Genomic DNA, 16,863 nt, shown 5'->3' with positions numbered 1-16,863 from the left:
GTAAAAAGCTTAGATTTGTTCTACCTCGGCGACTGGCTCCTTCCTCCTCGACAGGGCGAAGTACAGCCCGGCGGCGGAGAGTCCGCCGACGGTGGCCACGGCGTCTAGCGTGGTGATGGGCACCCCACCCACAACGGCCACGATGGGTGTCTTCACCACCTTCTCCACGTCGCCGTTTACCTCTATGTCCTGGCTCACCTTGACCCTACCGCCGACGTCCACGTTCACCTTATAGGTGCCTGCCAGCACGTCTTTGAACACTATGGCGCCGGCGCCGTCTGTCTTGCCCGACGCCGGGAAGCCCTCAAGCGAGACCGAGGCCTCGCTGATTGGCTGGTTCAACGCGCCGACCACCACCACCTTCACGTTGTATATGCCGAGGGTCACCGGCTGGGGCTTGGCCACCAGCGAGTTGACCACCACCTGCGCCGCCTTTACGCCCTTGTAGCTGATGTCCATTGTGAAGGGCTCGGGCTTGTAGATCTTAACCTCTACGTAGCCAGCTGAGGCCGAGGCCTCGAATTTGTCTGCTGTGGCTGATAGGTAGGACACCGATCTGCCCTTGGTGTCCACCACGGGTATCCTCATGGGGGACCAGTTAATCATGAAGGTGTAGACGCCTGGCTCCTTGGTGTCGCCTATCTGCACCACGAGGTAGGCCTGCCTCCCGTCTGGCGAGATGGAGGCCGCCCTCAGCCCGCTACCCCACACGAGCTTGACGTCGGTGGCGTTGCTAATCATGGCGTTGCCGGGCGTCCTCACGGCCACTATCCTCGCCAGCTCGGGTAGCTGCATCACGATGGCTGTCCACTGGCCGTCGGCCAGCTCTGCCTCGGTGACGTTGACGAGGGCGCGGTCGGGCAACCACTTCACCTGGGCCTCCTTGTAGACGATGGGTATGTAGATCACGTTGACAGCGCTGGGTAGGTTTGTCGACACCTTGAACTGCTCGCCGTACACCAGTGCTATCTTGTACCTAATGTTGAAGTTCCACACCGGGGGCACCAGGTAGGAGACGCTTCTCACTATGATGTTCTGGTTCACGTCGGTTATTGTGTCCACTAAGCCGCCCTCAATAGATATATCGCCGGCGGCCTCCTTGCCTATTATGTTGGCGTCAGCTGTGTATGCAAACACGGCGTAGCCGAGCAACCTCCATCCCTGGGGCACCCCCACCTCGGCTCCGGTCACCGCCAGCTGGCCGCTGGCTTGGACAGTCGCCGTCTGTTTAGAGAGGGACTTCACAAGTATTGCGGCTGGCATGGGGGCGCCCTGGGCGATGGATATCTTGTACTTGCCCGGGGTGTTTATCTCGACGACCTTGGGCTCGACGCGGTATACGGTGGCTGGGGTGCCGTCGGGCTTCTCCACCGCCTTCACCACGTAGGGGGCGTAGGGCTCAATGGTGAGCCTGGCCATAGCGTTGAAGCCCTGGGCCAGCTTGCCGTCTGGCACGTTGACCTCAATAACCGAGTCGCCGCTCAGCGGTATGTAAGAGGCCTTTACATAGGTGTATGTCACCCTCACCTTGACCTCCACCTGGTCCTTCGCGGTGTTGACGAGCGTCACCTTGGAGGCGTCGGGGCCTACGTACACCGCCGAGACGAAGCCGTTTTGGTCAAAGGTTTTCGACAGCTGGCCGTCCGCGCCTATCTGAATTGAGGGGTAGGCGCCGAGGAACTCGATCTTCATGCCGGCGTAGACGTACCCCTCGCCGGGGGTTACATACGGCTTGGCCAGGGTGGCGAATCCGGCGCCCTGTATTTTTATAGTGGTCTCCTCGACCTTATATGCGATTTGTTCTAGTTTTGCCGTAGGGGGTATGACCACGGTAGTGGCCGCTAAGATCAACGCCGCTAATCCCAGCGTGATTAGGAATGTTTTGGTCATGTAGGGTAGACGCACCCCCTTTTTAATGCCAGTACGCAGAAACAGACTCAAATTAGTGAGATATGACGGTAATATACAACAGATTTATAACCCCCCAACCCCCGCCGGGCTTATTACCGTTATAAACAACTACTTAGGCACACCCGTGGCTGAGCGGTGGTTTAGGCGGGGTGAGAGGTATAAAGCCCTTGCGTATGAGTTCTACCAGCGGGGGCTTTACCCAGAGGCGTGTTTCTTCGCTCAGCAAGCCGCCGAATTTCTCCTAAATGGGAGGCTTATAGAAGCCACCGGATCGAGGCCGTATACGCATTCCATCTACCACCTCGTTAAAATGCTGTTTGAGGCCCTGGGGGCGGAGCTTGAGGAGGGGGTTGCGAGGTGCGCCAAGTATCTCACGGAGCAGTACATCGGTAGCCGCTACCCAGACGCGAGAATGCTTGACTACGACAGGTGGGATGCTGAGCAATGTATAAAATGTCTTGAAGAGGTTTGGAGAAGTGTTGAGAAAACTCTTTCTTAAGTCGCATGCCGAGGTAGAGGAGTGGATTAAGTCGCTGTGCGCAGGGGGGTACACCGTGGTGCTCTTCGGATCCAGGGCGAGGGGAGAGGCGAGGATTGACAGCGACTGGGATCTCGTAGTGATTGGCAGATCCCCGCCTGGGGAGCCTCCTAACGACTTGGCGCAGGTTCACTTCGCCACGCCGGAGGACGCGGCCGCCGAGGTGGAGAGATTCAACACAGTGTTTGTAGACGCCTTCTACGAGGGGCGTCTCCTATGTGGAGACTCCGAGCTGTTTCAAAAACTTAGAGAACTTGTTCTGAAGAAGACCCAGGGGCTAGTCAAGACCCGCGACGGCTGGGTGCCCGCGCAACTCCGCCGCTAAGCCCCGAACTAGATTCCACATCTTCAGCTTGGCCGTATAGGCGCCTGCTTAGTACCTATACACAAGCACCCCCTTTCCCTTTGCGTATTTCTCCACGTCGTCTCCTATCCTTACGCCGGCGAGTATGGCTACTGCCGGCTTGCCGTAGGCGCCTCGGGCAGCCTCGGCCTTTCTAACCACGGCGTCGACGTCTCTCCTCCTCGCCCTAGTCTTCACCTCCACCACGTAGACAGATCTATCCGTCTCCACGAGGAGGTCGACGTCGAGGCCGTCCACACGGGCGTTGCGGCGTCTGGCGAGCACCCTCTCCCCACGCCCCTCCACCTCAAGCCTTAAATCCTCCCAGACGTAGCGGGAGAGGGTGGCCTCGGTTAGAGAGCCGAGGCCGTCCTCGACGTTAGAAACCCTCTTCTCAAGATTTTCAACTCTCGCTTTTAGTTCTTTGATTTCTGTAGTGACTTGTGTAAACCCGGCTTTGGTGTAGTCTGCCAGCGCCTTCAAAGCCTCGGCCACTGCCTTCATCTCCTCGCTACGGGCCTCCTCCAGCGCCCTCTTTACAGCCCTCTCCACAACCTCCTCGAGTATCTTGAGGTCGATGGACATGTGTGGATTGTGGCGTCTGTTTATAAACCTGTGGCTGTGGGTTTAGAGTGTTTGTAGTTTGGCTAGGTACTGCCAGTAGGCGTCTAGTTCTTTTTCGAGCTCGGCGATTTCCTCTTCTGTGAGGTGGGCGAATCTGCCTTGTAGTTTGAGGAACTCTTTGAGCGGCTTTCTCTTTGTCTTGTCTATGTGGCTGTTGCTTGGGGGGTTTAGCCTCAGCTTGCCGTGGTCCCACTCGTAGAGGGGGAAGTAGCCCGTCTCTACGGCCAGTCTCGCCACCTCCACTGTCTTGTTTTCGGGGTACCTCCAGCCGGGGACGCAGGGGGCGAAGATGTGGAGGAATGTGGGGCCCTCCGTCGTGTACTCCAGCGCGGTCTTGATCTTGTTTGTCATGTCTAAGATGTGGGATATGCTGGCGGTGGCGGCGTATGGGACTCTGTGGGCCATTACGATGCCCATGATGTCTTTTTTCCACTGGATTTTGCCTCTCACGGCGGCGCCTACGGGGGTGGTGGTGGTCCAGGCGTATTTGGGCGTGGAGCCGCTGCGCTGTATGCCCGTGTTCATATAGGCCTCGTTGTCGTAGAGTATGTAGAGGACGCCGTGTCTCCTCTCCAGCATCCCGCTGAGGGACTGGAGCCCGATGTCGTAGGTGCCGCCGTCCCCCGCGATGACCACCACCTTAGTGTCTCCGGCGTCCCACAGCCCCTTCCTCCTCAGCGTCTTTATTGCGGCCTCCACGCCCGACGCCACGGCGGCGGAGTTTTCAAACGCCACGTGGATGTAGGGGTGCATCCACGCCGTCTCGGGATACGGCGTAGTGGTCACCTCCACACACCCAGTCGCGTTTGCAATCACCGCGTTGGGTCCGACGACCTTGGTTATCCACCTCATGGCGATGGCGGCGCCGCACCCGGCGCACATCCTGTGGCCAGGCGCGAAGAGCTCCTCCCGCGGCAGATCTCTCAGAGTCTTGTAGTACACCTTCATATCCTCACACCCATGAAGACCACCTCCTTCCTAGGCCCCTCTCTCAGCATTGTATATATCTTGTACAGATCCTCTACGTACATTGTGCGTTGCCCGATGCCGTGGATTACATTCACCGCTGGCTTATCCAGCCCGCTCATATACATGGCTGTTGCCACGTCTCTGTAGAGGGGGCCCTCGGCGGGGCCTCCGAACATTATCGCCCTGTCTAGAACGGCCAGGGCCTTCACGCCGCTTATCGCCTTCAAGACGTCTGCCGTGGGGAACGGGCGGTACAGCCTAATTCTCACCACGCCCGCGGCTATTCCCCTCTCCCTGGCCAAGTCGGCGGCCGCCTTGGCGTTTCCGTAGGCCGCGCCGCCGTAGGTCACTATTGCGTAGTCGGCGTCTTCCATTCTGTAGGCCTCTACGACGCCGTAGCCTCTGCCGAAGGCGCGGCTGTACTCCGCGTCTACATCCTTGGCGATTTTGTACGCCTCCTGGAGGGCGAGTACCTGCTGGTACTTAAATTCGTAGTACCAGTCGGGTGACGCCAGTGGCCCCATGGTCACCGGACGCCTGGGGTTTAGCGTGTAGGGCCTGGGGGTGCGTGGGAGGAATTTCCTCACCTCTTCCTCGTCGTTTAGCTCCACGGGCTCCACTGTGTGGGACATGAGGAAGCCGTCGTAGGCCACAATGACTGGGAGCAGGGCCCTCTCGGCGAGGCGGTATGCTTGTATCACCGTGTCGTACACCTCCTGGGCGGATGCGGCTATGTAAATCACCCAGCCGACGTCGCGGGCGTTCATCACGTCGCCGTAGTCGTTGTGTATGCTAATCGGCGCGGAGACCGCTCTCGTGGGGACGGCCATGACGATGGGTAGCCTCATGCCGCTGGCTATGTGCAACACCTCGTGGGCCAGCTCCAGCCCCTGGCTGGAGGTGGCGGTGAAGACCCTGGCCCCGGCGGCGGAGGCGCCCACAACGGCTGATAGGGCGGAGTGCTCCGACTCCACGTGTATAAGCTCGGCGTTTAGCTCGCCGTTGGCGACGAATTCAGAGAGCTTCTCCACAATCGTGGTCTGGGGGGTTATGGGGTAGACCGCTATTACGTCCACGTCGGCGGCCTTCACGGCGTAGGCCACGGCGTAGTTGCTTGTCAGCGCCTCGATTTTTCTAGTCTTCTGTATCTGCATCATGGCGCTTCGGGGACCATTTCAATCGCCTTGGTGGGGCACTCGTTTGCACATATGCCACAGCCCTTGCAGTGGTCGTATATTATTTCGTACTTCACGTCGTATGTCTTGCCCCCCACTTTGAAGACGCCTCTGACCTCGGCGATGGTGCCCTCCGGGCAGTAGAGCCAGCATAGCTGACACCTGACGCATCTGTCGTCGTGTATCACCGGCTTCAAAGTCCTCCAGCCCGCGGTTGAGTAGCGCCTTGTTGAGCCGGGCTCCGTCACTACGGCGCCTATGGGAAGCTCGGTGGCTTTCGGCAGGCTCATAGCCCCACAGTTTCTTGGTAGGCCATTTCTACAAGTTTTACATTGAGGTCGTACAGCCTCCCGGTGAAGTACTTCTTCAAAGCCTCGGCTACAGTTCCTAGCGACACGACTCCCGTGGCCTTCACCACAGCCCCGATTAGGGCGGTGTTTACTATGGGTCTGCCCAAAACCTTGATGGCTAGGGTAGTCGCGTCTACGTAGTAGGTCTTTATTGGAGCTTTGTAGACGCCGTTTACCACAAGTATGGAGGTGTCCTTGGCGCCTTCTAGGGGGTTCTCTGCGCCGAATAGCGACTGGTCGGCCACCACTATTACGTCTGGGTGGAGCACCGGCTCTCTGATGTATATAGGCCTGTCCGAGATCCGTAGGTAGGACTTGACGGGGGCGCCTCTGCGCTCGGGGCCGAACTCCGGGAAGGCTTGTGCATATTTGCCTTCTAGAATCGCCGCGGTGGCGAGGACCTGCGCCGCAGTGACCATCCCCCTGGCCGCCCCGCCCATGAAACCTAACTTCCACCATCCCCATAGTCATATTTTATTCTCCATTATTTAACCTTATCTTTTTCGGCTTGTGCAGAAATACTAAATTTTTAATAGCAGACAGAGCCGCCGGCATGAGGTGCATCTTCGTATCGCGGGAGGGGTTCCCCGAGTCTATGTATAAAAAGCTTGAAGAGGTTGGGCGCGTCGAGGTGTATCGCCACGGCGGCTCCCCCTGGTCCACAAGGGGGGTGCCCAAGTCGGTGTTGATAGAGGCGGCGAGGAGGTGCGAGGCCTTGGTTATATTCATCGGTGATGTGGTGGATAGGGAGGTTTTGGACGCGGGGGCCGCCCTCAAGATCGTCTCCACGGCGTCGGTGGGCGTAGACCACATAGACGTGGAGTACGCCAGGAAGAGGGGTGTCGTGGTGGCATACACGCCTTACGTCTTGGTGGACGCCGTCGCCGACTTAGCCGTCGGCCTTCTGCTGGCTGTTGCGAGGAGGATAGTGCTGGGCGACCGCCTCATTAGGAGCGGCTCCGCGGAGGCCGTCTGGGGTAGCCTCATGGGAGTCGACCTCCGGGGGAAGCGCGCCGGCATCGTGGGCCTCGGGAGTATTGGCTCTGCCATTGCCCGGAGGCTGGCGGCGTTTGGCGTGGAGGTGGTGTACTGGAGTAGGAGGAGGAAGCCGGAGGCCGAGTTCGCCCTCGGCATCTCATATGTAGAGCTAGACGAGCTCCTGGCCACCAGCGACTTCGTCATTGTGACAATGGCGCTGACTCCGGAGACCAGGGAATTTTTCAACCGGGAGATGTTTCAAAGGATGAAGAGGGGGGCGTATTTCGTCAACGTGGCGCGGGGTGGCCTTGTTGATACAGAGGCCTTGGTAGAGGCCCTCGAGACGGGGGTTCTCGCCGGGGCTGCTCTTGACGTATTTGACGTGGAGCCTCTGCCTGCTGGGCACAGATTGGCGTCTATGGATAACGTGGTGTTGACTCCTCACATCGGCTCGGCTACTGTGGAGACTCGGCGGAGGATGGCGGAGCTGGCGGCTGAGAACGTGGTGGCGTTTTTCAAAACCGGCAGGGCCATATACTCGGTGTAGTTTTTAAAAAGGAGAGACGGCTTGTGGACATGCGTATACTGGTGCCGGTTGAGGAAAACAGGGGCTGGGACTCCCCAGTCTCCGACGAGTTTGGACATGCGCCTTACTTCGCGGTTGTTGAGGGGGGACAGGTGAGGATTTTCAGCAACGGGGAGGTTATAAGAGGGAGGGGACACAGGTGGGAGGAGATACTCAGCCTGGGCCCCGACGTCGTCATTACTAGAGAGATTGGGAGACCGGCATACCACGTCTTTAGAAACAGAGGCGTACGCATATACCTAGCTGAGGGGGCCACTCTGCGTGAGGTTCTTGAAAAATTCCAGAGAGGATTGCTGAAGGAGTTTCCAGCCGAGCTGGCACACGAGCCGAGGCATCACTAGGCGTACGGAGTACGTTGACGTGAGATCTCTCCTCTTCTGGTTGTGAACGGCGACGCTTCTAGCTGAATATCAGTTTGTCTAGGGCTTCTTTGTACCTAACCCACCACTCGTAGTAGTCGTCGTAGTCTTCGAATTTCCACTCTTTTGCGCCGAGTTCGCGGGCGAGGGTGGAGACTAGGTCTCTGGCTCTTTTGCTCTCCCAAGGCATCGGCTCCGCGCCGGCTAGCTTGGCGTAGTAGGCTATGTCGCGGTAGAGCTGGGGGGTGGGGGGTTTTAAGCCGGCTAGGGAGTAGAGCTCCTTGAGCACCGGGTCTCTGGCTCTTTTGCTCTCCCAAGGCATCGGCTCCGCGCCGGCTAGCTTGGCGTAGTAGGCTATGTCGCGGTAGAGCTGGGGGGTGGGGGGTTTTAAGCCGGCTAGGGAGTAGAGCTCCTTGAGCACCGGCTCGGCCCAGCCTCTGTGGAACCTGCAGATACCTGCGTTGTCTATGTAGGCCTCTGCGACGGCGCGTTCGTAGGATGACTTGGCGAAGTCTTCAGGCGGCATGAAGGTGGGGTTGTAGTTTGTCCAGTAACGCCCCTGTATGTACATGGGTCCTATCAAGCCGGGGGCCCAGTAGAAGTTCGGCGTCATGTACCCCTCTGTGCCGTACGCGGCGTATACGGCGAGGTCTCTAAATCTATGACCGGCGGCCCTCACTCTGTCGGGGTAGCGCCTCTCCAGCTCCCGCGCGGCTTTTCTAATGCCGTATCTAGCCACGAGGGTGAGGACCTCGGTTGAGTTGTTCACAAAGCCCTCTATCAGCTCGCCTGCAAGCCTTGCGTTTTTTCTAGAGTCCTCCACAGGCTTGAAGGCGGCGGGGTCGAAGGCCGGCACGTCGCTCAGCCCCACCTCCTCCGGCTTCAGCAGGCCGGCGTGCACAGCGTCGAAGAGCCACGCCACTAGGTGGCCTGTCTCTATGGCGTCTAGGCCTAGGCGGTCGATTTTGTCCACCAGCGGCACCGCCTCCTGGAATATGTAGTTGCCTATGAAAGGCCCCACGGCGTGGAAGGACTCGTAGTCCACCTTCTTGCCCCGCCACACTTTTTTACAAACCACGGGGCAGGGCTCTCCGCAATTGTACCAGCTCCTCGCCTTTTCAAACACCTCAACCTGGAAGGGCTTCCAGAAGAGCTCCAGCACCAGATCTGCGTGCTTTACCCTCTCCTCCTTGGTCATGTAGATGGATTTGTAGCCGAAGAGGGGTAGCAGGTCGCGGTAGTGCGGGTAGTTTACCCCGAAGGTGCCCCCCGTCCCCATCTTGGGGTCGTACCTGTACTTCACAGTCTTTTCGTTGAGCACCTCTAGGTAGGGCTTGCCCATTTTCGTCTTGAATATCTGGTTTATTGCTTCGACGTCTGCGACCTTTTGGTAGAGAGGCTTTTTCAAGCCCCCCACGGCGACAGCAACGACGTTGTGCCCCTGGGCCAGGGCGGTGCCCGGGCCTCCTCTAGCGGCGAAGTCCTCGGCGCCTAGCCTAAACTCTCCCCTTTTCGCGTCTATATCTATGGAGACCACGGCGCCGTTGTACGTGGTGAAAGCCGCGGGGCCCACCGCCAGTACCCTCGCGTCGTTTTCTACGAAAAATTCTCTGTGGGCGGCGTAGAGCTTTTTGGCCACTTCATATGCATCCCCCGGCTCCGCCTCGGCGAACTTCACCTCGCCGCCTGCGATCAGGAGGGCTGTGGGCCTCGGGGCCCTCCCCACTATGGCAACCGCGTGGGCCCCCATTCCCATGGCTTTGTAAGCCGCCCCTCCGAGGGCGGATACGTGTAGCGTCTTGGTCTGGGGGCTTTTGAAGACAAATATCAATCTGTGCACTCCGTGTAGCCTCCCGCCGACGAAGGGCCCCATGCCGAAGACCACCGGAGCCTCCGGCGCCAGGGGATCTAGGCGCCACGTCTCGCGTTCTCTGTGTATGGCGAGCGCCAGGTCCAGCGGGCCTGTGGACTCCAACTCCCGCCTCCTCACCTCACCGCTTTCTACGTTTATCTCAAGTACAATCACGAAGAAAGGTGGGTGTTACCTAATAATTTTTTGTTATTGCTGAGTGTACTCATTTCACTAGATAATACTTATATATCCGGCGAAGAGGCTGTTGTTGTGAAAGTCCGCGACTTGGTCCACGACAAGGTTGTCTATTGCTTCGGTGACGAGCCTATTGAATGCGCCGTTGCTAAGATGTACGCCGCCAATGTGGGTAGCGTAGTTGTTTTAGACAGGTCGGGGCACCCCCTCGGCATCGTCACAGAACGCGACGTTGTGAGGTTCCTAGCTCAGGAGGTGGATCTAAAGACTCCGCTGGAGAACGTGGCGCGTAAGAACCTAATCACGGCGTCGCCGGAGGACTCCGTGGTGTCCGCCGCGGTGAAGATGATTGAAAACAACATTCGGCATATGCCCGTGGTGGAGGGCGGGCGGATCATCGGCGTAATTAGTATAAAAGACGTGCTCAGGGCATTTCTAGCCGCCGAGGCGTTTCCCTAAAAACCTATTTTTTACCAGGTATTTCCCCCAGCCATGTTGAAGACCCTGCTGGCGAGAGAGGCTGTAAGGTATGTAAAGAGCGGCATGGTGGTGGGGTTGGGCTCCGGCACCACAGCGCGTGAATTCATCAAAGCGCTGGCCGAGGCTGAGGTGGACGGCGTGTTGCTAGTCCCCACCTCAGCAGACAGTGAGGTGGTTGCCTACGAGGTGGGCCTGGGCGATAGGTTGCGTCCCATGTGGGCGGTTGATAGGATCGATTTGGCGGTGGACGGGGCGGACGAGGTGGCTAGAGACAAGACGTTGCTCAAGGGGAGGGGTGGCGCTTTGCTGAGGGAGAAGATTGTAGACTACGCGGCGGAGAGGTTCGTGGTGCTTGTGGATGAGCATAAGCTGGTCGAGAGGATACCGGCTAGGAATCCAGTGCCGGTGGAGGTCCTGCCGTGGGCGTGGAGATTCGTGGCTAGGCAGATTGAAAAGAAATACGGCGGCGCCGCGAGGCTTAGAACCGACGGGGGCAAGCTGGGGCCTGTGGTTACAGACAACGGGAACTATATAGTGGACTGGGTACCCCCCGGCCCCGTGAATCCCTCAATAGAGGAGGAGTTGAAGGAAATACCTGGGGTTCTGGAGAGCGGCGTGTTCGCTAAGAGACGCGACGCTGTTGTGCTCGTGGCTAGGCACGACGGATCGGTAACCCAGCTCTAATTTTCGATATTCACCTCGTGGTATATGTAGACCGAGGGCGCGGTGCCGTTCGCCGTTAAAGTGGCGTAGTGCGTCGCGGTGAAGGACACCGATATAGAACCTTCGAGACAGCGCAGAGGGGTCTTGTCGGTGAGGGTGTACTCCCCCGTCAGATAGCCGCTGTACGTCCCGTTGCCGTATAGGTAACCGTACACGACTCCCCTCAGGGCGGCGTTTTTCGGCAGGTACTGCCTCAATGTGTCTTCCACCGTTGACTGCGTGAGGTCGAAGCTAGCTGATTTTATCTTCTCCACGCTGTCTATTAGAAGAGTGGGCCTCAGCCAGTCGACAGCCCCCCTGGCTCTGTGTCTGAGAAAGGTGACGTTCCACTGAAATACGTCGCCGCTGAACCCCCAGCTGTAGTTCAGCCTCTTTAAGAGCGACTTGTTTTTAACCTGCTCCATGGCTCTGCTGAACATGGGCCCTAGGCTTCTGTAAACCTCTGCGTCCAGCTCAGCCACCGCCTTTTTCGCGAGAGTCTCCGCCGCTAGGCATATTGTGGAGTTGAGCTGAGAGGTCAGGGAGGTCCACTGATCCAGGGCGAATTTCGCTAGGCGGTACGCCTCAAGCGCCTCTCTATATGCGCCGCCGAGGACGGCGAAGATGCCGACTACCACCAGTAAAAGTACTGAGGCTATTGTGAAGAAGATTGACCACCACACACATCTTGAGGGTTTATGTGCTTCTGAAGTAGCTCCAGCCCCGCCACCTCAGCAACTCTCCTCTCCACCAGACGCGGCCGCTCCCCTCAGTCACGTAGGCAAATGCCACATATGGCGGCTCTACGCGGCACTGGGGCTCCACGGCGAAGACGGGGAGGAACTCCTCGCCGCCGTTGAATACGAGCTCCTCTATTGAGAGGTCGTGGGCCGCGGCGAATTCCCTAACCTCCTCTGTAGTTGGCAACTCCTTTATCACTATGTCGACGTCCTGCGCCATTGTCCACAGCACGTCGGCGAGCCCGTCGGAGGAGTCCATGCTGGCTGTGACGCAGTCCGCGGGGGGGAGCGGCCAGTCGGGGGCTGGCCTCCTAAGGATCTCCACTCCTTTCCTCGCCGCCGGGTGGTCCGAGTGCCAGAACCTGTAGGCAATGGCGGTGTAGCCAAATTCGGGTATTGTAATTAGCAGATTACCTGGCTGGGGGACCCTCCCCAGCCTGCGGCGGGGGATGCCCACTACGGCTACGTCTACAACCACGTCACCCCCCTGGTTTAAGTCCCCGCCTACGTAAGCCACTGAGAAGCGGCGAGACGCCTCTCTCACGCCTTCAATTACTTGAGACGCAATATCGAGGCTGGGGGCCGTGACGGAGGCAACGAGGTGGCGAGGTTCGGCGTACTTCACCCGGAGGTCGCTTAAAGCGGCCGCCACGTTGCGCCAGCCGAAGTCGCTCCACGTCTGGAAGGGGAGTTTTGAGGTGGAGGCCGCGGAGCCGTCTATCTTAAGCACCACCCCGTTTAGGTACACAACGTCGTTGTCCTCTACCCCCAGCTCCTGCAGAAGGCGCTTGAGAAAGCTCTTCTCGTCCACTCGCTACTCGCCAGCCGCCGCCTCTATGAGGGCAAGGGCCTCCGCGTCGCCGCCCCTCAGCCTCTGCCACAGAGGCGAGTTTTTACACAAAACATACCTAATCCTAGCCCTAGAGTCGTCTCTCTGCATGTAGCCTGCCTCCACCAGCTTTTCAAGTATGTGCTTCACCAAGGTGAGGGCCACCGGCGCCGTTGTGTCCACGCCGCCGAATTCTAAAACTTTCCGCGGGGTAAACGACACGCAGGACCCCCTTGCCTCTCCTACGATTTTCCTCATGCCCATATACACCGTCTTCAACACAGTTTTGAAGTCTGAGAGATTAAAACGATGATTCATGAAGCTACTCCCCGGGAGAAATTTAACTTCACTAAACAACTCCACCTCTATGTGATATCCCTTTACCTGCAATATGCCTGTATTCACCCCCAGGCTTTTATTCCCCCATAACCACCACAACTACATCACGCCTACTCCTAGGCCCGTCCATCTCAATTAACATGAGGTCCTGCCACGTGCCTCTCCTCAGCCTGCCGTTTACCACGGGCATGACGACGTGGAATCCCAGAAAAACGTTGGCGAGATGCGCGTTGGCGTTGTCGTCTATCTCGTCATGCCGATACCCCGCCCCCCGGGGGAAAAGCGCCCTGACCTTGTTCAATATATCCTCTTTGAGACGCGGCTCGTTTTCGTTTGCGGTCACCACGGCGGTGGCGTGCGGCACGTATATCAAAGCCAGGCCGTTTTTCACGCCGCTCCTCTCCACAATCCGCTCAACCTGCGCCGTAATTACTACCACCTCCTCACGCGACTTGGTAGACACATGAAACTCCTCTACGTACACCTTCACGTATCCTCTACTCCGCCGAGTATTTAAACGATTAGTAGATATAGGAAGCCGGCCATGAGGCCGCTCACCAAGTTCACAGCCTCGTTAGATAAAAACCCCCTCTTCCTACACCCCGGCGCCGGCAACTCGGCGATTTTCCCGCCGCATAGATACTTCGCCTGGAGGGTGGCGCCGATAATGCTGTCTAAAAACTCGCCGAGGTACCCCAGGAGGGCTACCATCAAGAGGGGGCCGCCCACGCCGAGTAGCTGAGACAACACCGCCACCGCCGAGGCCCCGGCGGCGGAGGCGGCGATCCCAACTGCGGTGACGCCCCCAGAGACGCCGGGGTCAACCCGCCTCCACGGGGCGAGGACGTAGCGAGGCACCCCGCCGTACGCAACGCCTAACTCGCTAGCCCACGTATCGGCAGTCGCCACCGCCACGGCCACGGCAGACGCCCCTAAAAACCGCGCGTCGCCGGACAAAACATAGAGTACTGCAAACAACGCAATAGGTGTCCCCACGCCCGCCACCTGCCTCAGCGACCTCCCCGACACATCTTTAAGACCCATCTCTCTTTTCCACTCAGCCCTCAGCTTGGTGAAGACTGAAGACGTCAAGAAGAAGAAGGTCAGGAGGAGGAATAAGCCGAGGTGCGCCACCGCCACGGCCGACCCCACAACCACCGCCGAGATGGCCCCCCTAAGCGTCAAGTAGCCCTTCCTCAGCGCTAGAAAGGCGAGCGCGGTGATGGACGGCACGGCGAAGAGATATATATCCATCGGCGGTGTTACAGTATATATATTTATTAGTTTCCCATAGCGCATGGACATAGTCTCGGCGCTACATGCAAAATACGGAGAGGCCGTCGAGAGGGCCTTGGAGCGCTACCTCGCCATAGACCTCTCGCCAGATTTCCGCGAAGAGGTGCTGTACCAAGTCAAGACCGGGGGGAAGAGGCTTAGGCCTCTTTTGACCCTAGCCGCCGCCGAGGCTGTTTCGGGAGACTGGAGGCCGGCTCTCCCCGCCGCCGCAATTGTAGAGCTGATTCACAACTACTCCCTTATATACGACGACATAATTGACCGCGGCGACGTCCGGAGGGGGCTACCTACGGTTAGGAAGGCCTACGGCGACAACGCCGCCATTTTGATAGGGATATGGTACCGCGAGGCGATTGAAGAGGCGGTTCTAGACACGCCCAAGCCCCACCTGTTCGCGAGGGAAGTCGCCAAGGTCATAAAGGCTATAGACGAGGGGGAGAGGCTGGACATTTTGTTTGAATACGCCGGGAGGGAAGACCCCTACTTCGTCAAGGCAAGGAGGAGGGAGGTGTCTGTGGAGGACTACGTAAAGATGGTATCGCTGAAGACCGGGGTTTTGATCGCCGCCGCGGCGAAGTGGGGCGTGATGTCCGTAAGCGACGATCCGGCCCTGGCCGACGCCGCCTGGGGCTTCGGCATCAACGCCGGGATAGCCTTCCAGATAATCGACGACGTGCTGGACATATACGGCGACCCGAAGAAATTCGGCAAAGAGATAGGCAAAGACATTAAGGAGCACAAGAGGGGCAACGCGCCGGTGGTCATCGCTCTGTCGAAGCTCACGCCCGAGGGGAGGGAGAAGCTACTCTCAATCTTGGCAAAACACAACGTCGGCGAGGCAGATGTGAGGGAGGCGGTTGCCCTCCTAGACTCGGTGGGCGCCAGAGAGGAGGCACTGGAGATGGCCCGGCGCTATAGAGGCGAGGCTGAGAGACACCTAGCTAAACTCCCCAACAACGCCGTCCTCAAGGAGCTCCTCGACTTCATACTTGAGAGGCAATACTAATGTTCATCGTAAAATTCGGCGGCTCCGCCATTACAGACAAGACGAGGCCATACACATACATCAGAGGCAGAGTCGCCTCCGTGGCCGCAGAGTTAAGAGGCTCCCCGGCCGTGCTGATACACGGCGCCGGGTCCTTCGCCCATCCCCACGTCAAAGCATTCGGCCTCACCCCCCTGGGCATTGCCTATACAAAAGCGGCGCTTAGGAGACTCACCGCCTACATCGTGGAGGAGCTGGCACAAGCTGGCGTCGCCGCACTGCCCGTCGAGCCCAGCGACGTCTTCTGGGGGAAGACGCTGGCGAGGCCGGAGGTCGTGACCCACGCCGTTAGACACGGCATGTACCCCCTCCTCCACGGCGACATTGTGCCGTCCGACGACGGGTACGTCGTCATCAGCGGCGACGACATCGCGGTGGAGCTTGCAAAATTGCTGAAGCCCAGGGCCGTGTTATTCCTCATGAACGTAGACGGAATATACACGGCGCCTCCCAACACCCCCGGCGCGAGGAAAATTGAAGTAATCAGAGGAGACGTCGAGGTGGAGGGCACCGCAGGTATAGACGTCACAGGCGGCGTGAGGAAAAAAATAGAGGCAGGACTCGCAATAGCCAGGCAAGGCGCCCCGGTCTACTACTGCTCAATAACAGACCGGGCGTCGCTCAGAGAGATACTAAACGGCGGCGAACCCAGGAACTGCACAATAATCAAGCCACATTAGAAAAACCTAATGCTTTTTGGCTGTCCTGCGCTTAGTTCTATTCTGATGTAGTTGCTTTGTAGCTGGCCGAATTTGCTCTGTATCTGCTGGAGCCATGAGTTCACTACAGTTCTTTTGTCAAGCGGGTATGTGAGTAGTATCACTGGGTTTTTGGCGTTGGTAGGGAGTGTGTCTACGTAGTCTTCTGGGTTTATGGGTGCGTTGTAGATGGGGATGGGTAGTATGTACACTGGCTTCTCCCCGGCGTCTAGTGCTATCTGCCTAGCCACGGCGTCTGGAAGCGCCACCCCGGGCTGGTAAGCCACGACGTAGACATAGGCGTCGCCATACAGCTGAGACACCCCCCGCGAAACAGACCCGTTAAAGAAGACATAGGCAGTAGACACCCCAACAACATCACTAAAACCCACAGAAGCACCACGGACACCCGGAAGGAGAATGGGCAACAGGCCAGTTGTCCCAAGTATGTAGCCTGTTTCGGCGAAGATAAGTGCCAGCAGGGCTATTATGAAGATCTTTCCCCGCTTCTTTCTCTTCTCTGTTGCTCGTGGCATAACGTCGTCGGCTTTATCCGAATTTAAATACTTGATGTACTAGCAGTACTGCAGAGTTCCGGGGTTTAGAAATGTTATCCACATGACGAGTAGGTACAGCAGGGCTAGGCCCGCGCCGATTGTCTCCAGTTGTCTGTACCATCTGCTCAGCAGAAGGGACGCCCCCGCCAGTGCGCCGAGGAGCACGTATCCGGTCAGCACCCCGCAGTACGCAGTCTGGGCGTTGACTATGCTCCAGAGCCCGTTCAGCACGAGTGCTATGAACACCACGGCGACGAGGCCCACCGCCACGTCGAATTTATCCATGGGGGGCTGGGT

General features: G+C 58.3%; 21 protein-coding genes and 1 pseudogene. 8 read left to right on the top strand and 14 right to left on the bottom strand.

The window, feature by feature from the left end:
- Nucleotides 1–9: 9 nt before the first annotated feature.
- Entirely contained in the window at nucleotides 10–1,890 is a 1,881-nt protein-coding gene (locus tag P186_RS11505) for a hypothetical protein (protein ID WP_014289668.1), read from the bottom strand.
- A 145-nt stretch (nucleotides 1,891–2,035) separates the two neighbouring features.
- Here P186_RS11505 and P186_RS11500 point away from each other — a divergent pair, with 145 nt between their 5' ends.
- Both P186_RS11500 and P186_RS11495 read left to right on the top strand, forming a co-directional pair.
- Complete coding sequence (locus tag P186_RS11500) at nucleotides 2,036–2,410, top strand: HEPN domain-containing protein (protein WP_148683029.1); 375 nt, start codon at nucleotides 2,036–2,038, stop codon at nucleotides 2,408–2,410.
- Complete coding sequence (locus P186_RS11495) at nucleotides 2,391–2,774, top strand: nucleotidyltransferase domain-containing protein (protein WP_014289666.1); 384 nt, start codon at nucleotides 2,391–2,393, stop codon at nucleotides 2,772–2,774. The genes P186_RS11500 and P186_RS11495 overlap by 20 nt, the downstream gene beginning before the upstream one ends.
- A gap of 48 nt (nucleotides 2,775–2,822) precedes the next feature.
- On the opposite strand, the gene P186_RS11490 is transcribed toward P186_RS11495, so the two are convergent.
- The 5 genes and pseudogenes from P186_RS11490 to P186_RS11470 all read right to left on the bottom strand — a co-directional run bounded on the left by P186_RS11490 (nucleotide 2,823) and on the right by P186_RS11470 (nucleotide 6,375).
- Nucleotides 2,823–3,377, bottom strand: coding sequence for a PDDEXK family nuclease (locus tag P186_RS11490; RefSeq protein WP_014289665.1), 555 nt, complete (start codon nucleotides 3,375–3,377; stop codon nucleotides 2,823–2,825).
- Nucleotides 3,378–3,419: 42 nt separating this feature from the next.
- Nucleotides 3,420–4,364, bottom strand: a complete 945-nt coding sequence (gene porB, locus P186_RS11485) for a pyruvate synthase subunit PorB (RefSeq protein ID WP_014289664.1) — start codon at nucleotides 4,362–4,364, stop codon at nucleotides 3,420–3,422.
- Nucleotides 4,361–5,539 (bottom strand): transketolase C-terminal domain-containing protein, encoded by a 1,179-nt coding sequence (locus P186_RS11480; RefSeq protein WP_148683226.1) that lies wholly within the window; start codon nucleotides 5,537–5,539, stop codon nucleotides 4,361–4,363. Before P186_RS11480 ends, porB begins: the two co-directional genes overlap by 4 nt.
- Nucleotides 5,539–5,850, bottom strand: coding sequence for a 4Fe-4S binding protein (locus P186_RS11475; RefSeq protein ID WP_014289662.1), 312 nt, complete (start codon nucleotides 5,848–5,850; stop codon nucleotides 5,539–5,541). The genes P186_RS11480 and P186_RS11475 overlap by 1 nt, the downstream gene beginning before the upstream one ends.
- Nucleotides 5,847–6,375: pseudogene (locus P186_RS11470) on the bottom strand (2-oxoacid:acceptor oxidoreductase family protein). The gene P186_RS11475 and the pseudogene P186_RS11470 overlap by 4 nt, the downstream one beginning before the upstream one ends.
- Nucleotides 6,376–6,463: 88 nt before the next feature.
- On the opposite strand from P186_RS11470, the gene P186_RS11465 reads away from it, so the two are divergent.
- Nucleotides 6,464–7,435, top strand: coding sequence for a 2-hydroxyacid dehydrogenase (locus P186_RS11465; RefSeq protein ID WP_148683027.1), 972 nt, complete (start codon nucleotides 6,464–6,466; stop codon nucleotides 7,433–7,435).
- Nucleotides 7,436–7,464: 29 nt separating this feature from the next.
- A complete protein-coding gene (locus tag P186_RS11460; protein ID WP_148683026.1) occupies nucleotides 7,465–7,815 on the top strand; it encodes a NifB/NifX family molybdenum-iron cluster-binding protein in 351 nt (116 codons plus the stop codon).
- 58 nt (nucleotides 7,816–7,873) lie between these two features.
- On the opposite strand, the gene P186_RS11455 is transcribed toward P186_RS11460, so the two are convergent.
- Nucleotides 7,874–9,859: an aldehyde ferredoxin oxidoreductase N-terminal domain-containing protein gene (locus tag P186_RS11455; RefSeq protein WP_014289658.1), complete on the bottom strand. Its 1,986-nt coding sequence runs from the start codon at nucleotides 9,857–9,859 to the stop codon at nucleotides 7,874–7,876.
- A gap of 96 nt (nucleotides 9,860–9,955) precedes the next feature.
- On the opposite strand from P186_RS11455, the gene P186_RS11450 reads away from it, so the two are divergent.
- Nucleotides 9,956–10,339: a CBS domain-containing protein gene (locus P186_RS11450; protein ID WP_148683025.1), complete on the top strand. Its 384-nt coding sequence runs from the start codon at nucleotides 9,956–9,958 to the stop codon at nucleotides 10,337–10,339.
- Nucleotides 10,340–10,372: 33 nt separating this feature from the next.
- Entirely contained in the window at nucleotides 10,373–11,044 is a 672-nt protein-coding gene (gene rpiA / locus P186_RS11445) for a ribose 5-phosphate isomerase A (protein ID WP_014289656.1), read from the top strand.
- Here rpiA and P186_RS11440 read toward each other — a convergent pair.
- From P186_RS11440 to P186_RS11420, 5 genes are all read right to left on the bottom strand, one after another.
- Complete coding sequence (locus P186_RS11440; protein WP_014289655.1) at nucleotides 11,041–11,745, bottom strand: hypothetical protein; 705 nt, start codon at nucleotides 11,743–11,745, stop codon at nucleotides 11,041–11,043. The genes rpiA and P186_RS11440 overlap by 4 nt on opposite strands.
- 13 nt (nucleotides 11,746–11,758) lie before the next feature.
- A complete protein-coding gene (locus P186_RS11435; RefSeq protein WP_014289654.1) occupies nucleotides 11,759–12,613 on the bottom strand; it encodes an AIR synthase related protein in 855 nt (284 codons plus the stop codon).
- A gap of 3 nt (nucleotides 12,614–12,616) precedes the next feature.
- Nucleotides 12,617–12,949 (bottom strand): hypothetical protein, encoded by a 333-nt coding sequence (locus P186_RS11430; RefSeq protein WP_148683024.1) that lies wholly within the window; start codon nucleotides 12,947–12,949, stop codon nucleotides 12,617–12,619.
- A 97-nt stretch (nucleotides 12,950–13,046) separates the two neighbouring features.
- The gene (locus P186_RS11425; RefSeq protein ID WP_014289652.1) at nucleotides 13,047–13,460 is read right to left on the bottom strand and encodes a secondary thiamine-phosphate synthase enzyme YjbQ; all 414 of its coding nucleotides are present in this window, start codon (nucleotides 13,458–13,460) and stop codon (nucleotides 13,047–13,049) included.
- 23 nt (nucleotides 13,461–13,483) lie between these two features.
- Nucleotides 13,484–14,224, bottom strand: coding sequence for a DUF92 domain-containing protein (locus P186_RS11420; protein ID WP_148683023.1), 741 nt, complete (start codon nucleotides 14,222–14,224; stop codon nucleotides 13,484–13,486).
- A 43-nt stretch (nucleotides 14,225–14,267) separates the two neighbouring features.
- Between P186_RS11420 and P186_RS11415 the strand changes: the two genes are divergently transcribed.
- Nucleotides 14,268–15,272 (top strand): polyprenyl synthetase family protein, encoded by a 1,005-nt coding sequence (locus tag P186_RS11415; RefSeq protein ID WP_014289650.1) that lies wholly within the window; start codon nucleotides 14,268–14,270, stop codon nucleotides 15,270–15,272.
- Nucleotides 15,272–15,991: an isopentenyl phosphate kinase gene (locus tag P186_RS11410; RefSeq protein ID WP_014289649.1), complete on the top strand. Its 720-nt coding sequence runs from the start codon at nucleotides 15,272–15,274 to the stop codon at nucleotides 15,989–15,991. The genes P186_RS11415 and P186_RS11410 overlap by 1 nt, the downstream gene beginning before the upstream one ends.
- On the opposite strand, the gene P186_RS11405 is transcribed toward P186_RS11410, so the two are convergent.
- Together P186_RS11405 and P186_RS11400 are read right to left on the bottom strand one after the other, a co-directional pair.
- Nucleotides 15,988–16,545, bottom strand: coding sequence for a hypothetical protein (locus tag P186_RS11405; RefSeq protein ID WP_014289648.1), 558 nt, complete (start codon nucleotides 16,543–16,545; stop codon nucleotides 15,988–15,990). The genes P186_RS11410 and P186_RS11405 overlap by 4 nt on opposite strands.
- 39 nt (nucleotides 16,546–16,584) lie before the next feature.
- Complete coding sequence (locus tag P186_RS11400; protein WP_014289647.1) at nucleotides 16,585–16,851, bottom strand: hypothetical protein; 267 nt, start codon at nucleotides 16,849–16,851, stop codon at nucleotides 16,585–16,587.
- Nucleotides 16,852–16,863: the final 12 nt, after the last annotated feature.

It is taken from the genome of Pyrobaculum ferrireducens, assembly GCF_000234805.1.
Lineage (GTDB): Archaea > Thermoproteota > Thermoprotei > Thermoproteales > Thermoproteaceae > Pyrobaculum > Pyrobaculum ferrireducens.
Note: the sequence above shows the minus strand (reverse complement) of the source record. Positions and strands in the feature narration are given on the sequence as shown.

Bases quoted from the DNA above. Each gene is read 5' to 3' on its own strand.
- P186_RS11505 (WP_014289668.1), bottom strand. From the start codon at position 1,890: ATGACCAAAACATTCCTAATCACGCTGGGATTAGCGGCGTTGATCTTA.
- P186_RS11490 (WP_014289665.1), bottom strand. From the start codon at position 3,377: ATGTCCATCGACCTCAAGATACTCGAGGAGGTTGTGGAGAGGGCTGTA.
- porB (WP_014289664.1), bottom strand. From the start codon at position 4,364: ATGAAGGTGTACTACAAGACTCTGAGAGATCTGCCGCGGGAGGAGCTC.
- P186_RS11480 (WP_148683226.1), bottom strand. From the start codon at position 5,539: ATGCAGATACAGAAGACTAGAAAAATCGAGGCGCTGACAAGCAACTAC.
- P186_RS11475 (WP_014289662.1), bottom strand. From the start codon at position 5,850: ATGAGCCTGCCGAAAGCCACCGAGCTTCCCATAGGCGCCGTAGTGACG.
- P186_RS11465 (WP_148683027.1), top strand. From the start codon at position 6,464: ATGAGGTGCATCTTCGTATCGCGGGAGGGGTTCCCCGAGTCTATGTAT.
- P186_RS11460 (WP_148683026.1), top strand. From the start codon at position 7,465: ATGCGTATACTGGTGCCGGTTGAGGAAAACAGGGGCTGGGACTCCCCA.
- rpiA (WP_014289656.1), top strand. From the start codon at position 10,373: ATGTTGAAGACCCTGCTGGCGAGAGAGGCTGTAAGGTATGTAAAGAGC.
- P186_RS11430 (WP_148683024.1), bottom strand. From the start codon at position 12,949: ATGAATCATCGTTTTAATCTCTCAGACTTCAAAACTGTGTTGAAGACG.
- P186_RS11420 (WP_148683023.1), bottom strand. From the start codon at position 14,224: ATGGATATATATCTCTTCGCCGTGCCGTCCATCACCGCGCTCGCCTTT.
- P186_RS11415 (WP_014289650.1), top strand. From the start codon at position 14,268: ATGGACATAGTCTCGGCGCTACATGCAAAATACGGAGAGGCCGTCGAG.
- P186_RS11410 (WP_014289649.1), top strand. From the start codon at position 15,272: ATGTTCATCGTAAAATTCGGCGGCTCCGCCATTACAGACAAGACGAGG.
- P186_RS11405 (WP_014289648.1), bottom strand. From the start codon at position 16,545: ATGCCACGAGCAACAGAGAAGAGAAAGAAGCGGGGAAAGATCTTCATA.
- P186_RS11400 (WP_014289647.1), bottom strand. From the start codon at position 16,851: ATGGATAAATTCGACGTGGCGGTGGGCCTCGTCGCCGTGGTGTTCATA.